We start from the raw sequence: 13,922 nt of genomic DNA, 5'->3' as shown, positions 1-13,922 counted from the left end.
TCCCCACTGATCTCCATCTTCGATCATATGTGCGACTGGTATGACTGGTATGACCGACATCACCGACCTGGCACCCCCGACGACCACACCTAGGGATTCATGAACAACGCTGTGCACAACGGGGTCTGGTCCGGCACCTGGGTCGCCGAGCGGCTCGGGGTCGAGCTGGTCGGCGACGACGACCTGCGCGAGCTGCTCGGTCTGGCCCTGCGCCGCAACCCCAAGCGGGCGCACCTGCTGGTGTCGAACGTGCTCGGCAAGCACGTCCCGCAGTCTCCCGCCGTCGTCTACGGCCACGGCTTCGCCCTCGGCACGCGCGTCCGTGAGCTGCTCGGCGCCGACGAGTCGCGGCGCGCCGTCGTCCTCGGGTACGCCGAGACGGCCACCGGACTCGGCCACTGCGTCGCCGACGGCGTGGGCCTCGCGCCCTACCTGCACTCCACCCGGCGCCCGGTCGACGGCGTGGCCCGGGCGGGCGGCTTCGAGGAGTCCCACTCGCACGCCACCTCCCACCTTCTCCTCCCGGAGAACCCCGCGCTGCTGGCCGGCCCCGGCCCGCTGGTCCTCGTCGACGACGAGTTCTCCACCGGCAACACCGTCCTCAACACCATCCGCGCCCTGCACGAGCGCTATCCGCGTGAGCGGTACGTCATAGTCGCCCTCGTCGACATGCGCTCCGCCGCCGACGCCGGCCGCCTGGACGAGTTCGCCGACGAGATCGGCGCCCGCGTCGACCTGGTCACCACGGCGGACGGAACGGTTCGCCTGCCGGAGGGCGTGCTGGCGAAGGGCCAGGAGCTCGTCGAGCGGTACGAGCGAGCCGTACCGCCCGCGCGGGCGAGGGCCGCCGGGAGCGTGTCCCGCGTCGAGCTGCGCTGGCCCGCCCGGCTGCCGGACGGCGGACGGCACGGGTTCACGCCCGGGCACCGAATACGGATGGAGGGCGCGCTGCCCGCCATGGCCGCCCGGGTCGCCGACGCGCTGCCCGACACGGCCCGGCGCGTCCTCGTGCTCGGCTTCGAGGAGCTGATGTACGCCCCGCTGCGCCTCGCCCACGAGCTGGAGCGGGTGAGGGAGGGCGCCGAGGTCCGTTACTCGACGACCACCCGTTCACCTGTCCTCGCCGTGGACGACCCGGGATACGCGATCCGCAGCCGCCTCGTCTTCCCGGCGCACGACGGCCCGGCCGACGGGCCCGGCGAGCGCTACGCCTACAACGTGGCCGGCGCCGGCTTCGACGCCGTCGTCGCGGTCGTGGACTCCGCCGCCGACACGCCCGAACTGCACGCTCCCGACGGCCTGTTGGCCACGCTCGCCGCGCACACGTCGAACGTCGTGCTCGCCGTCGTCCCCTCGTACGTACCCGCACCTCCGCACGTACCCGAAAGGCCCCGCATGCTGCCCGAGCCCCTCCGCGGACCCGCGTTCTCCTCGTATCCACCGGACGAGGTCGGCTGGCTGCTGCGGGATCTCTCGGACGTCAGCCTGGAGGCGCCCACCGAGGAGCGCGAGGAGGCCATCCAGGCGGGCGGCGCCCACTACGCCGAGTCGCTGCCGGTCGAGTACCAGCCCAGTGACCAGTACCAGGAGCTGTTCCGCGCCGCCCTCGACACCTCCGCCGCCCGTATCGCCCAAGCCGTGGGCGCGGTGACGGAGTTGGTGCTCGCGGAGCGCTCCCCCCGGCCGGTGCTGGTGTCGCTGGCCCGCGCCGGGACGCCGGTCGGTGTGCTGATGCGCCGCTGGGCCCAGCACCGCCACGGGCTCGAACTGCCCCACTACGCCGTGTCGATCGTCCGGGGCCGGGGCATCGACGCCAACGCGCTGCGCTGGCTGGCCGCCCACCACGACCCCGCCGACGTCGTGTTCGTCGACGGCTGGACCGGCAAGGGCGCCATCACCCGCGAACTCGCCGACGCCATCGAGGAGTTCGAGGCCTCCGACGGCATCACCGGCTTCGACCCGGAGATCGCGGTCCTGGCCGACCCGGGCTCCTGCGTCCGTACGTACGGCACCCGCGAGGACTTCCTCATCCCCTCCGCCTGCCTCAACTCCACGGTGTCGGGCCTGATTTCGCGGACCGTCCTGCGCGCGGACCTGGTCGGCCCGAACGACTTCCACGGCGCCAAGTTCTACCGCGAACTCGCCGGCGCCGACGTCTCGGTGGACTTCCTCGACGCCGTCGCCGCCCGCTTCCCGGAGGTGGCGGACGCCGTCGACAGCACGGTGAAGGAGCTGTTGGCTGCCGACCGTTCTCCGGCCTGGGAGGGCTGGGCTGCGGTCGAGCGGATCAGCGAGGAGTACGGGATCCACGACGTGAACCTCGTCAAGCCCGGCGTCGGCGAGACCACCCGGGTGCTGCTGCGCCGTGTCCCCTGGAAGATCCTGGCCCGCGCCGGAGCGGGCGCCGACCTCGACCACGTACGCCTGCTCGCCGAGCAGCGGGGCGTAACCGTCGAGGAGGTGGCCGAACTCCCGTACACCTGCGTCGGGTTGATCCACCCCAAGTACACGCGGGGCGCGACCGGCGCCGACGGCAGGGCGGTGTCGGTATGAGTCCCGTCCTGGTCGCCAGCGATCTCGACCGTACGCTCATCTACTCCGCCGCGGCCCTCGCGCTGACCATGCCGGACGCCCGCGCGCCCCGGCTGCTCTGCGTCGAGGTGCACGAGAGCCGGCCGCTGTCCTACATGACGGAGGTGGCCGCCGGACTGCTCACCGAGCTCGGCGACGCCGCCGTCTTCGTGCCGACGACGACCCGGACCCGCAAGCAGTACCTGCGCATCAACCTGCCGGGTCCGGCACCGAAGTACGCGATCTGCGCGAACGGTGGCCACATCCTCGTCGACGGTGTCGCCGACGAGGACTGGCACGCGCGGGTGCAGGCGCGGCTCGCGGACGAGTGCGCGTCCCTGGACGAGGTCCGGGACCATCTCGCCGCCACCGCCGACCCGCTCTGGGTGCGCAAGCACCGTATCGCCGAGGACTTCTTCGCCTACCTCGTCGTCGAGCGCGAACTGCTGCCCGAGGAGTGGGTGAAGGAACTGGCGGTCTGGGCGGAGGTCCGCGGCTGGACGGTCTCCCTCCAGGGCCGCAAGATCTACGCCGTGCCGAAGCCGCTCACCAAGAGCGCGGCGATGCGCGAGGTCGCGCGTCGTTGTGGGGCGACGCTCACTCTTGCCGCCGGTGACTCTCTCCTCGACGCCGATCTGCTGCTTGCCGCCGATCGGGGCTGGCGCCCGGGGCACGGTGAGCTGGCGGAGACGGAGTGGACGGCCGACACGGTCATCGTGCTTCCCGAGCGGGGGGTCGCGGCGGGGGAGAGGATCCTTCGGGAGTTCCTGCGGGAGGTGCGGTAGCGCTCCGCTGGGGGTGTCGTGGGGGGTTGTCGGTTCGCCGCGGCACCGTCGTGGCTTGTCGCGCAGTTCCCCGCGCCCCTTTGGGGCGCTGCCGCACGATCCGTGCGGCGACGAAGGCCACCAGCGCCACCGCCGCCCCGATGAGCACCACCTTCGAGTACGCGGAGACGACGGTCGTGACCTCGGCCCAGTTGTCGCCCAGCAGATAGCCCGCGCACACGAAGGCGGCGTTCCACAGGGCGCTGCCGAGCGTGGTGAGGCCGAGGAACACGGGCAGGGGCATGCGTTCGACACCGGCCGGTACGGAGATCAGGCTGCGGAAGACGGGGATCATCCGCCCGAAGAACACCGCCTTCGTGCCGTGCCGCAGGAACCACGCCTCGGTCTTCTCGATGTCCGCCACCTTGACCAGCGGCAGCCGGCCGGCGAGGGCGACGGTGCGGTCACGGCCGAGCAGCGCGCCGACCCCGTACAGGGCGAGCGCGCCGACGACCGAGCCGGCCGTGGTCCAGAGCAGCGCGGCGAGCAGGCTCATCTGCCCGGTGCTCGCCGCGAAGCCGGCGAGCGGCAGGATCACCTCGCTCGGCAGCGGTGGGAAGAGGTTCTCCAGCGCGATGGCGAGGCCCGCGCCGGGGGCGCCCATCGTGTCCATGAGGTCGGTGACCCATTGGGGTGCGGGCGTCGTCGCTGTCATACGGCCAGGCTAGGAAACCCAACCTGAACCCAGCCTGAAGGGCCCCGAACCGCCTTGCGCGCAGGCCCTCAGCCGCAGCAGCCCCCGCCGCAGCAACCGCCGCCTCCGCCACCGCCGCTCGCGCGCGGCGCCGGCGCGGACGCCGAGCCGCCGACGGCGACCGTCGACAGAAGCTTCACGGTGTCGTCATGACCGGCGGGGCAGTCCGCGGGGGCGGCCGACTCGGCCATCGGGCGGCTCAGTTCGAAGGTGTCACCGCAGGTGCGGCAGCGGTACTCGTAGCGAGGCATGCGGACAGATTAGTCCCCAATTGCTCGCCGTGCGGAGCCCGACGGTTTCGATGATGATCCTTTCTGTTCATTCCCCATGTGGAGAACCTGCGAAGGTCGCTGGTAATTTGTGTACGCCGCGATGAGCCGTGAGGTCGGGGAATTCAGGGTTTGCACGGAGTGCGGAGGGGTGTGTCGTGACCCAGGAGCCGGATGAATCGGACGCCACTCTGCAATTACGGATATCCGCGATACCGGGAAACAGGCGTAAAGCACGATTAGCTCGGAAATCCCACAGGTTCTCGCCGGAGTACCCGCGGCCCGGCCGGGCCGGCTGGCGGCGGTGGATCCCCTCCTGGCGCCAGTCGCTGGGGGGTGTCCTGGCGTCCGCGGGGCTGAGCTGCCTGCTCCTGGGCATCGCCTACGCGGCCACCGACATTCCCGAGAACCTCAACACATACGCCACCCAGCAGGACAACGTGTACTTCTGGGCCGACGGCACACCCATGGCCCGCACCGGCTGGGTGCAGCGACAGGCGATGCCGCTCCAGGAGATCCCGGAGGATGTCCGCTGGGCGGTGCTCGCCGCCGAGAACGCGAGTTTTTACAGCGATTCCGGCATTTCCGTCAAGGGCATCAGTCGCGCCCTTTTCCGCACTCTCGGTCAGGGTGACACCCAGGGCGGATCCACCATCACCCAGCAGTACGTCAAAAACGTCTATCTCACCCAGAACCAGACGATCGGCCGCAAGTTCACCGAGGCGATGATCGCCCTCAAGCTCGACAACCGGATGAGCAAGGACGACATCCTCGAGGGCTACCTCAACACCAGCTGGTTCGGCCGTGGCTGCTACGGCATCCAGCGCGCCGCCCAGGCCTACTACGGCAAGGACGTCAGCCAACTCGACGCCGGCGAGGGCGCTTTCCTCGCCTCCCTCCTCAAGGGCGCGGGCCTGTACGACCCGACCCTGAGTGGTGCCAACCGGGCCCGCGCCGTGGAGCGCTGGTCCTGGACCCTCGACCGGATGGTCGACATCGGCAGACTGACGAAGGCCGAGCGGGCCACGTACACGAAGTTCCCCGAGCCGCTGAAGAGCAACCCGCTGTACGACACCGGTGAGCAGACCGACTATCTGGTGGAAGTGGCCTCGCAGTACGCCAAGAAGGCCGGGAACATCTCCGCCAAGGACTTCGACCTCGGCGGCTACCAGGTCTACACGACGTTCGACCGCACGCGGGAGCGCAAGCTCGCCGACGCCGTCGCCAAGGCCCGCAAACAGGCGCTGAAGAGCGATCCGAGCGCCGCGAGGACCGCCCACTACGGCGCCGCCTCGGTGACCGCCGACGGCCGGATCCTCGCCGTCCATGGGGGCCCCGACCACCGTACGCAGGGCTACAATGAGTCCAATTCGACCACCGTCCCCGCCGGTTCGGCCTTCCTGCCGTTCGTCTACGCGGCCGGTCTGGAGCACGGCGTCCACGAGAGCCGCGGCGACGAGGCGACACGTGTCACAGGGGAGACCTTGTACGACGGCAACGACGACGTGCCGGTGACCACGCCCGAGGGGCCCTACTGGGACCGCAGCGGCAAGAAGGTGGCCGCCAGCAACGACGGCGACCTGTCCTACGGGCAGATCTCGCTGCACCGGGCGCTGGAGCTGTCGGTGAACACGCCGTTTATGCAGCTCGGCATGGACACCGGCCTGGACAACGTCCGCGCGACCGCCGAGGCGGCCGGCCTGCTGCCCGCCAGCATCGGGGCGCAGGTGCCCGCGCTGTCGATGGGGACCTCCACGCCGAGCGCGATCCGCATGGCCGGCGGCTACACCACCTTCATCGCAGGCGGCAAGCGCACCGAGCCGTACTCGGTGCGCAAGATCACCCGCAACGGCATCGGCGTCCCCTTCGACACCCCCACCCCGACCCGCGCGATCGGCGCCGACGTGGCCGAGGAGGTCGCCTCGGCGCTCACCGACGCCTTCAGCACCGCCCACCCCGACACCGCCGCGTCCGCCGACGGGAATGTGGCAGGGAAGGCGGGGACCACCCCGGACGACACCGCCTCCTGGTTCGTCGGTACGCACAAGTTCGTGTCCACGGCCGTCGTCGTCTACCGCATCGACCTGACCAGGAGTCTCGAACCGCTGCCGTTGAAGGGCCTCGCCGGTACCGCCGACGACAGCGTTCCGTACGGCATCTGGTCGGGTGCCATGAGCCCGCTCGGCTGACCACCGGACGGGGCCCCCACCCCCCTCGAAATGAGCACGACATGACACAAGCGTCGGGCCGCCGCCGCAAGGCCCCGGCAACACGTCGCCCCGCTCCGACCCGCCCGCGGATCGCGGCGTACCTCGTCGTCGCGTCCCTGACCATGGCGTCCCTGACCGCCGGATACCTGGTGCTGGGCCGCACCGACCAGACCGCACCGACAGCCTCCGTGGGGTCCGGGGGAACCGTGAAAGCCCCCGCGCAGGCGACCGTTGAACCGAAGTGGGACGGCAAGATCAGGGTCCTGGGGGACGGCTCCACCTCGTACACCGGCCCACAGCAGGGCCGGTTGAAGCCGGTGCCGCTCAAGCCAGGTGAGAAACCGCCCCAGTTCGTCGTCTTCTCCTGGGACGGGGCGCTCTCGGGCGACGACGAACTCTTCGCGCACTACCGGGAGTTGTCCGCGAAGTACGACGCCCACATGACCTTCTTCCTCACGGGCATCTACCTGCTGCCCAAGAGCAAGGCGAACCTCTACAAGCCTCCGCAGCACCCCGAGGGGTCGGCGGCGATCAGCTACGCCACCGACGAACACATCCGCACCACCCTCGAACAGCTCGGCAAGGCGTGGCAGGAGGGCAACGAGATCGGCACCCACTTCAACGGCCACTTCTGCGGCGAGAAGGGCGGCGACGACTGGAGCGTCGCCGAGTGGAAGAGCGAGATCGACCAGTTCTTCGACTTCGTGCAGAAGTGGAAGACCAACACCGGCTACACCGACCTCGACCCGCTGCCGTTCGACATCAAGGAAGAGGTCACCGGCGGGCGTGCCCCCTGCCTGGAGGGTCAGAAGAACCTGCTGAAGGCCGCCGAGAGCTACGGCTGGCGCTACGACGCGAGTTCCGCGGGCGACTTCCAGATCTGGCCGGCGAAGAAGAACGGCATGTGGGACTTCCCGCTGCAGATGCTCCCGTACGAGGGCGGTGAATACCAGGGCCTCTCCATGGACTTCAACTTCCTCTACAACCAGTCCGAGGGAAAGACCGACGGGGCTCCGGCCAACTACCCGCGGTGGCAGCAGGAGACCGTCGACTCCTACATGGCCGGCTTCGACCGGGTGTACTACGGCAGCCGCGCCCCGCTGTTCATCGGCAACCACTTCGAGGAGTGGAACGGCGGCATCTATATGAAGGCCGTCGACGAGGTCATAGCGACCATGTGCACGAAGGCGGACGTCAAGTGTGTCTCCTTCAAGGAACTCGCCGACTGGCTCGACGTGCAGACCCCGGCGACGCTGGAGCGGCTGCGCGGCCTGGACCCGGCGCAGTCGCCGGACTGGTCGACGGTCGTGAAGTGATCGCCGTGCAGGTGACCTCTTCTGTCTGACGATCCGTCAATTCCCTTGCTGGTAAAGGGTATCCCCGTTCACGGGAGCTCCACATGGCATGCGAAAATTCCACAACCCGGCATCCCCCATCGCCGGGGCAAGAGGGGAACCATTCGTGAAGTCAAGAAACATGGGCCGCACGCGCAGCCGCGCCGCCATAGCCGTCGCGGCCACTGCCTCGGTCGCCACGGGAGCGGCGCTGCTGCCGGTCACCAGCGCGAGCGCGGCGACCGCGCGCTCCGCCGCCCCGATCGTGGACCAGCAGACCAGAGCCAGCTTCCAGCGCCTGGCCGACGCGGTCCTCACCGACCGTACGGACGCGCTGGTCGACGGCGCGCAGGGCGACCGGAAGAAGCCGCTGACCAACGGCTTCTCCGGTGACGTCGGGCTGTCCGCCGCGCTGGCCCGCAGCGAGCAGGCCGCACTGTCCTCGCTGGACCGGCGCAAGGCCCGCCTCGCTGCGCTCGGCGAGAAGTACGGCAAGGCCGACACCGTCGTCACCCTGAACAGCACCCGCCTCCGGGGCGCCAAGGCCGAGGTCGAGGTCACCGAGACCACGACCCTGACCTACCGGAAGGTCCACGGCGACGAGCCGGGGACCACCGGCTTCCAGGCCCACCACGCGCTGACGTTCACCGCCGACGCGCGCGGCCACTGGCAGCTGACGGGCATCCGGAACACCGATTCGGCCGCCGACATCGCGGTGAACCAGCCGGCCATGCCGTCCGGTACGGCCAGGGCCGCCGCGGTGGCCGCCGACACCATGCCCAACGCCCTCCGCGCGGCCACCACCCGCACAGCACCGGCCAAGGCCAAGAACCTCACCACCGGCGCCTTCGACTACAAGGCCATGGCCACGTACGCGGAGAAGTACTGGAGCACCTACAACCCGGCCTACCCGAACTTCAACGGACAAGGCGCCGGCGGCGACTGCACCAACTTCGTCAGCCAGTCCCTGAAAGCCGGCGGCTGGAAGCACGCTCCCGGCTATGTCTACGACTACACCAAGTGGTTCGGCAACGCCGAGATCCAGTCGCACTCCTTCGTCGGCGTCAACGAGTGGTCCTGGTTCACCCAGAACTCGAAGCGCAGCACCAGCCTCGCGTACGTCTACCAGATGGACGTCGGCGACGTGCTCCAGTTGGACTTCGAGAGGGACGGGTCCAAGGACCACACGATGATCGTCACGTACCGCAGCGCCCAGGGCGTGCCCTACCTGACGTACCACTCGGCCAACACCTACCGCAGGTCGGTGGCGAGCATCATCGCGTCGGAACCGAACGCCTACTACTACGCCTACCGCACCTGACCGCCCCGGTCCCGCCGCTCCGGTCCCTCATCCGGGCCGGGGCGCCGGGATTCATAGCCCCGTAGCCCGTAGCCCGTGCCCGTAGCCCGTAGTGCGCGCGCTCAGTGGGCGGTCATCCCGCGCTCCTCGCGGATGCGGGTCACCACACCGGCCACCGTGTGCCGCACCGCCTCCGTCTCCGTCAGGAAGTGCCAGTAGTCGGGGTGACGGCCCTCCAGCCCGGCGATCGCGCGGTCCAGCCGGGCCACCGACTCGTCCAGCGGGCGGGCGTCCCGCGGGTCCGGGGTGTTGCGCCCCGACATGGCGAGCCGCTGCGCGTCCCGGATCGCGAAGCGTGTCCGGTCGATCTCGGCCCGCGGGTCCTTCTGCACCGCGTTCAGCTGCCGCAGGCGGTCCCCGGCCGCCGACACCGCCTCGTCGGTGGTGTTCAGCAGCGCCCGCACCGTCGACAACAGTGAGGTCGCGTCCGGCCAGCGCTGGGCGTCCCGCGCGGCCTGCGCCTCCTTGAGCCTGGCCTCGGCCAGCCGTACATGGTCCGTGGCCTGCTCCGGCACGTGCTGGAGGTCCTGCCAGCACGCCGCCGAGAACCGCCTGCGCAGCTCGCTCAGCAGCGGTTCCACCTGCCCGGACCGGGTGGTCAGCGCCTCTGCGCGGGTACGCAGCGACACCAGCCGGTGATCGATCTCCGCGGCCCGCTCGGGCAGCCGCGCCGCCTCCGCCCGCACGGCCTCCGCCTCGCGCGCGACCCGGTCGGCCCGCTCCAGCGTCTCCGGCACGCCGTGCTGCCCGGCGCCCTGGTTGAGCCGGGTCAGCTCGGGCCCGAGGGCGGCGAGCCGGGCGGCCAGGTCGTCCGCCCGCAGCCCCGATCCCCGTACCGCGTCCAGGGCGTTCGACGCGGCCAGCAGCGACTGACGGGCGCGCTCCACGGAGGGCGCGAGCCGGGCCAACTGTGTCTCGGCCTTGCCGAGCAGCGGCCCGAGCCCGTCCGCGAAGCGGTCCAGGTCCTGCTTGACCCGCCCCAGCTCCTCCTTGGCCCGGGTCAGCTCGGAGCGGGCATGGGTGGCGGCCGAGGCCTCCAGGTCGTCACGGTCGAGGTCGTGGGCGTCGATGGCGGTGATGTACTGGCCGCTGGCCTCGTCGATCCGGCGCCCGAGCCCCTCGAAGTCGGCGACCGCGCGCCGGGCGGCCGGGGTGTCGTCGACTGCCTTGATGGTCTCTATCGAGATCCGCAGATCCCGCTGGGCGGTGTCCAATTCGTAGAAGGCAGCGGCGGCGGCGTCCTTCGCGGCCTGCGCCTCGGCACGCTGGCTCTCGGCCCGCCCACCGAACCACCGCCGCGTACCGCCGCTGGCGAAGGCGGCGGGCAGCGCGAGGAGCAGCGGCAACGGGAGCAGCACGAGCGTCAGCGCGTCCCGCGCCGCGGCGCGCACGCCCCTGCGAGAGAACTCGGGTGGGCGGTGCGGCAAGCGGTGAGGTGACTGGTGCGCGCGCGGCGCAATCGGCGTGTACGGCTCAGAAGTGGTCGCCGTCACATCCCTCTCCCGTGCTGTGATCTGCCCTGCCCGGTTCATTCTCCCACCGGTTGAGGACGAACACACGGCCCGGTCGGTTCGCGCTGCGCGTACCCGGTTCCGCAACCGCTCACGCATCCAGCCGCGTACCGGGCCCGGGCCCACACCGGGCCACCGCGAGGCTCACTCCCCGGCGACCCGCACCCGTATGCTCCCGTCCTGCGTCTTCGCCGACACCACATGCGCACTGCTCTCGGCGCGCGGCACCGAGACCTTCACGGAGCCGTCGTCGGAGTCGGCCGTCACGCGGTACGTCTCCTTCGGCAGCTCGATCGTGAGCGAGCCGTCGTCGCTGCTCGACTCGACCAGGTCCGGCACCGAGGCGAGTTCGAGGCGCACCGAGCCGTCCTCGGAGTGCGCCCGCACCTGCTGGGAGCGGACACCGAGGGCACGGATCGAACCGTCGTCGGTGTGCAGCTTCAGCGGGCCGGTGGAGTCCTTGACGGTGACGGAGCCGTCCTCGGAACGGATGTCGAGGGCCTGGTCGAAGCCGCGCGCGGAGACCCTCCCGTCCCCGTTCCGCACGACCACCGAGACACCGCTCGGCACCTCGATCCGGTGCCTGGCCGAGCAGTCGGCGACCACGCCCGAGCACTTCACCCGCAGCTTGAGGCGGTCGTCCTCCATGGACCAGGTCACCTTGGGATCCTTGCCCATGGTGACGGAGCCCTGGAACCAGCGGGTGACCTCGATCCGGTCCGGCCTGCCGGACTCCGCGGCGACGATGTCGAGCGCGGATTCGTTCGAGTCGACGGTGAGCGTGCGCCCCTGCAGGGCGAAGGAACGCTGCTCCGGATCCTTGTCGTCCCCGGCCGAGGAGCAGCCCGACGCGGTGGCGACGAGCGCGACCACCGCGCCGGCGACGGCGATGACACGGCTGCGCGGAAATGCTGATGCTGACGCTGATCGGGCCATGGTCCTGCTCCCCCTGAGGTGAACGCGGGACCGGTGATCGGCGATCGGTGGAGCGGCCCCGCGACACTCTTCGACCGTACGGAGCCGCCGCCCGCCGGAGCATCCGGGGCGCTCCCCGATGTGTACGGGGGAAAACCCCCGAATCCGGGTCCGGCGATCTCCGGGGCGGATACGCGTTTGCGAGGCAGTGCCCCGGGCAATGTAGGCTGACCACTCGTCCTGGGCGCGTAGCTCAGTGGTAGAGCGCCGCCCTTACAAGGCGGATGTCGGCGGTTCGAAACCGTCCGCGCCCACCAGGGCTAGTTAGCAGGTCAGAGGCCTCTCGGGGGATTCCCCGGGAGGCCTCTCCTGTGATCAAAGTCTGCTGAGAGTCCACATCCGCCAGCAATCATGGTTTCAGCGTCCCTGGTTCAGAGGGCTGAGCTTGATCACTGCACTGAGGCACGTGACGAGGGTCGGCGCGTCTCCCCACGCGCCGGACACGTCCTCGTTCTCTTCCCACGGTGGCCGCGTGGGGAGTCCCGGCCCGCAGGCGGCGGCCCCCGCCGACGTGATCGGCGTGGACCTCGTTCGGTAACCGGTCGGTCCCGACGGGGTGACGGGGTCGGCCGTGGCTCAGAGGCGCCTGCCGACCGCGAGGGTGTCGATCCCCGACAGGGTGATCATGGCGCGCAGGACGATCGCGAGGCGTCGCTCGTCGAGGTCCATCACGCGGGTGAGGCTGGTCTGGTGCGGCGACGCGATGGACAGGACGAGGTCGACGAAGCTCCGCTCGGCGTCGTCCAGTCCGAGGCCGTAGAGGTAGCAGGCGGGGTTCTGCCAGGAGAACTCCATCCCGTCGTCGGTGTGCCAGACGAGAGCCCTGCGGAAGGGGCGGCGGGCGAGGATCTGCTCCTCGTCCGCCAGGGCCCGTACGGCGGCCGTCTCGCGAGGTGTGACCGCTGCCTTCAGCAGCTGCTCTTCGAACGACGGGGCATCGACGTCCTCGGCCTCGGCGGGTGGCGTTGTCACAGATCGTATTGCTGGTGAAGCCGGCCGAGTTGCTCGCGGGGGTTGGCCCTGGATGTACGAAGGGCCCCCTCCCGCCCGAGGGCGGGAGAGGGCAAAGATTCTTCAGCGACCAGTGGCCTGCCACAGGGGCAAACCGAGCGCCACGAGTGACGAGACGACCGCGACGGCCATCGCCCGCGCTTCAACATCTCCACATCCGCCCGCAGTTCTGAGACATCCGCCTCGACTCCGGGGGCGTCAGTCGGATACCCGGGCCAGTGACGCCGAGTTCGTGACGTCGCCTGCGGCGTAATCCCGAGGCGGCCCATGCGCTGTGCGTGCAGCTCGGTGACGTGCTGACAGTTCTCGTGGTGACCGCACGGGTGCGGGCCGGGCTCGCCGGCGGTAGGTCAGTAGTTGCCGTTGGAGAGGATCTCGCCGTCCTTGTCGTACACGGTCACCAGGCCGTTCTTCGACTCGTAGCAGGAGGCGAAGGCGGACGCGATCAGCTTCCCGTCCGAGCCGTGCTCGCCGAGGAGGCCGCCGCTGTAGTCGGTGAACACCTCGGCCGCGTCCATGATGTCGTTGCTCTTGTCGACGCCGGTCACCTTGGTGACGTGCTTGACGGCAGTCTTCTCGGTGGCCGTGCCGGACTTGGCGACGCAGTCCTTGAACTGCGCGGCCTGGGACTTCTCCGCGACCGTTTCCTTCGTAGGCTTCTTGGCCTCAGCGGCGACGGCCTTGTCCTTGTTGCTGCTGTCGCTGGAGTCGCCGCCGCCGAGTGCCGCTGCGATGACGGTGACGATGACGAAGAGGGCCACGATGCCGAGGCATCCGAAGCCGAGGATCTTGCCGAACGAGGACTTCTTCTTCGGCGCTGGGGGTGCGTCCCAGCCTGGTCCCTGTGGTGGTGCGCCCCATCCGGGTTGTTGTGGATTTTGCTGGCTCATGTGTCCCCCTTGGTGTGATTTGCGTGGGGGGAATCTAGTCGATATGTGGGGTGTGGAAGGCGCTGGGAAGGTTCTGCCCTTCTGTGACCCGATGGGGTGGGGGCGAAATGACGAAGGCCCGCGCGGTGGCGGGCCTTCGCCGGAAGGTACGCGCCGCACTGACGGGCGAGGGAGTAAACGGACTCCCCGCGGTTGAGTGTCCGATCGGGCCGGAGTCCGCAAGGAGCCAACAAGGAATCCACAGGTTGATCGGGGCGATGTCTGGTGAACGCG

General features: G+C 70.0%; 11 protein-coding genes and 1 tRNA gene. 6 read left to right on the top strand and 6 right to left on the bottom strand.

The features are described 5' to 3' along the window. The first annotated feature begins 99 nt into the window (after nt 1–99). Both IEY89_RS08640 and IEY89_RS08635 read left to right on the top strand, forming a co-directional pair. Nucleotides 100–2,553: a phosphoribosyltransferase gene (locus IEY89_RS08640; protein ID WP_189146697.1), complete on the top strand. Its 2,454-nt coding sequence runs from the start codon at nt 100–102 to the stop codon at nt 2,551–2,553. Beyond that, a complete protein-coding gene (locus IEY89_RS08635) occupies nt 2,550–3,356 on the top strand; it encodes an HAD family hydrolase (protein WP_189146696.1) in 807 nt (268 codons plus the stop codon). The genes IEY89_RS08640 and IEY89_RS08635 overlap by 4 nt, the downstream gene beginning before the upstream one ends. Here IEY89_RS08635 and IEY89_RS08630 read toward each other — a convergent pair. Then, complete coding sequence (locus tag IEY89_RS08630) at nt 3,283–4,050, bottom strand: DedA family protein (protein ID WP_189146695.1); 768 nt, start codon at nt 4,048–4,050, stop codon at nt 3,283–3,285. The two genes, IEY89_RS08635 and IEY89_RS08630, sit on opposite strands and share 74 nt — an antisense overlap. A gap of 68 nt (nt 4,051–4,118) precedes the next feature. Further along, entirely contained in the window at nt 4,119–4,340 is a 222-nt protein-coding gene (locus IEY89_RS08625; RefSeq protein WP_189146694.1) for an FmdB family zinc ribbon protein, read from the bottom strand. 230 nt (nt 4,341–4,570) lie between these two features. Here IEY89_RS08625 and IEY89_RS08620 point away from each other — a divergent pair, with 230 nt between their 5' ends. From IEY89_RS08620 to IEY89_RS08610, 3 genes are all read left to right on the top strand, one after another. After that, entirely contained in the window at nt 4,571–6,547 is a 1,977-nt protein-coding gene (locus IEY89_RS08620) for a transglycosylase domain-containing protein (RefSeq protein WP_229695128.1), read from the top strand. A gap of 41 nt (nt 6,548–6,588) precedes the next feature. Then, nucleotides 6,589–7,884 carry a polysaccharide deacetylase family protein gene (locus tag IEY89_RS08615; RefSeq protein WP_189146692.1) on the top strand — a complete coding sequence of 432 codons (1,296 nt, stop codon included), beginning with the start codon at nt 6,589–6,591 and terminating at the stop codon, nt 7,882–7,884. A 145-nt stretch (nt 7,885–8,029) separates the two neighbouring features. Further along, entirely contained in the window at nt 8,030–9,223 is a 1,194-nt protein-coding gene (locus IEY89_RS08610) for an amidase domain-containing protein (protein ID WP_229695106.1), read from the top strand. Nucleotides 9,224–9,324: 101 nt separating this feature from the next. On the opposite strand, the gene IEY89_RS08605 is transcribed toward IEY89_RS08610, so the two are convergent. Continuing rightward, nucleotides 9,325–10,755: a hypothetical protein gene (locus tag IEY89_RS08605; RefSeq protein WP_189146691.1), complete on the bottom strand. Its 1,431-nt coding sequence runs from the start codon at nt 10,753–10,755 to the stop codon at nt 9,325–9,327. Nucleotides 10,756–10,917: 162 nt separating this feature from the next. Continuing rightward, entirely contained in the window at nt 10,918–11,709 is a 792-nt protein-coding gene (locus IEY89_RS08600; RefSeq protein ID WP_189146690.1) for a DUF4097 family beta strand repeat-containing protein, read from the bottom strand. 221 nt (nt 11,710–11,930) lie between these two features. Here IEY89_RS08600 and IEY89_RS08595 point away from each other — a divergent pair. Next, a tRNA-Val gene (locus tag IEY89_RS08595) sits at nt 11,931–12,005 on the top strand. Nucleotides 12,006–12,324: 319 nt separating this feature from the next. Here IEY89_RS08595 and IEY89_RS08590 read toward each other — a convergent pair. Together IEY89_RS08590 and IEY89_RS08585 are read right to left on the bottom strand one after the other, a co-directional pair. After that, complete coding sequence (locus IEY89_RS08590) at nt 12,325–12,720, bottom strand: hypothetical protein (protein ID WP_189146689.1); 396 nt, start codon at nt 12,718–12,720, stop codon at nt 12,325–12,327. Between the two features lie 389 nt (nt 12,721–13,109). Then, nucleotides 13,110–13,649, bottom strand: coding sequence for a hypothetical protein (locus IEY89_RS08585; protein WP_189146688.1), 540 nt, complete (start codon nt 13,647–13,649; stop codon nt 13,110–13,112). Nucleotides 13,650–13,922: the final 273 nt, after the last annotated feature.

The organism is Streptomyces lacrimifluminis, from assembly GCF_014646095.1.
Lineage (GTDB): Bacteria > Actinomycetota > Actinomycetes > Streptomycetales > Streptomycetaceae > Streptomyces > Streptomyces lacrimifluminis.
This window is presented reverse-complemented; position numbering and strand designations above follow the sequence as displayed.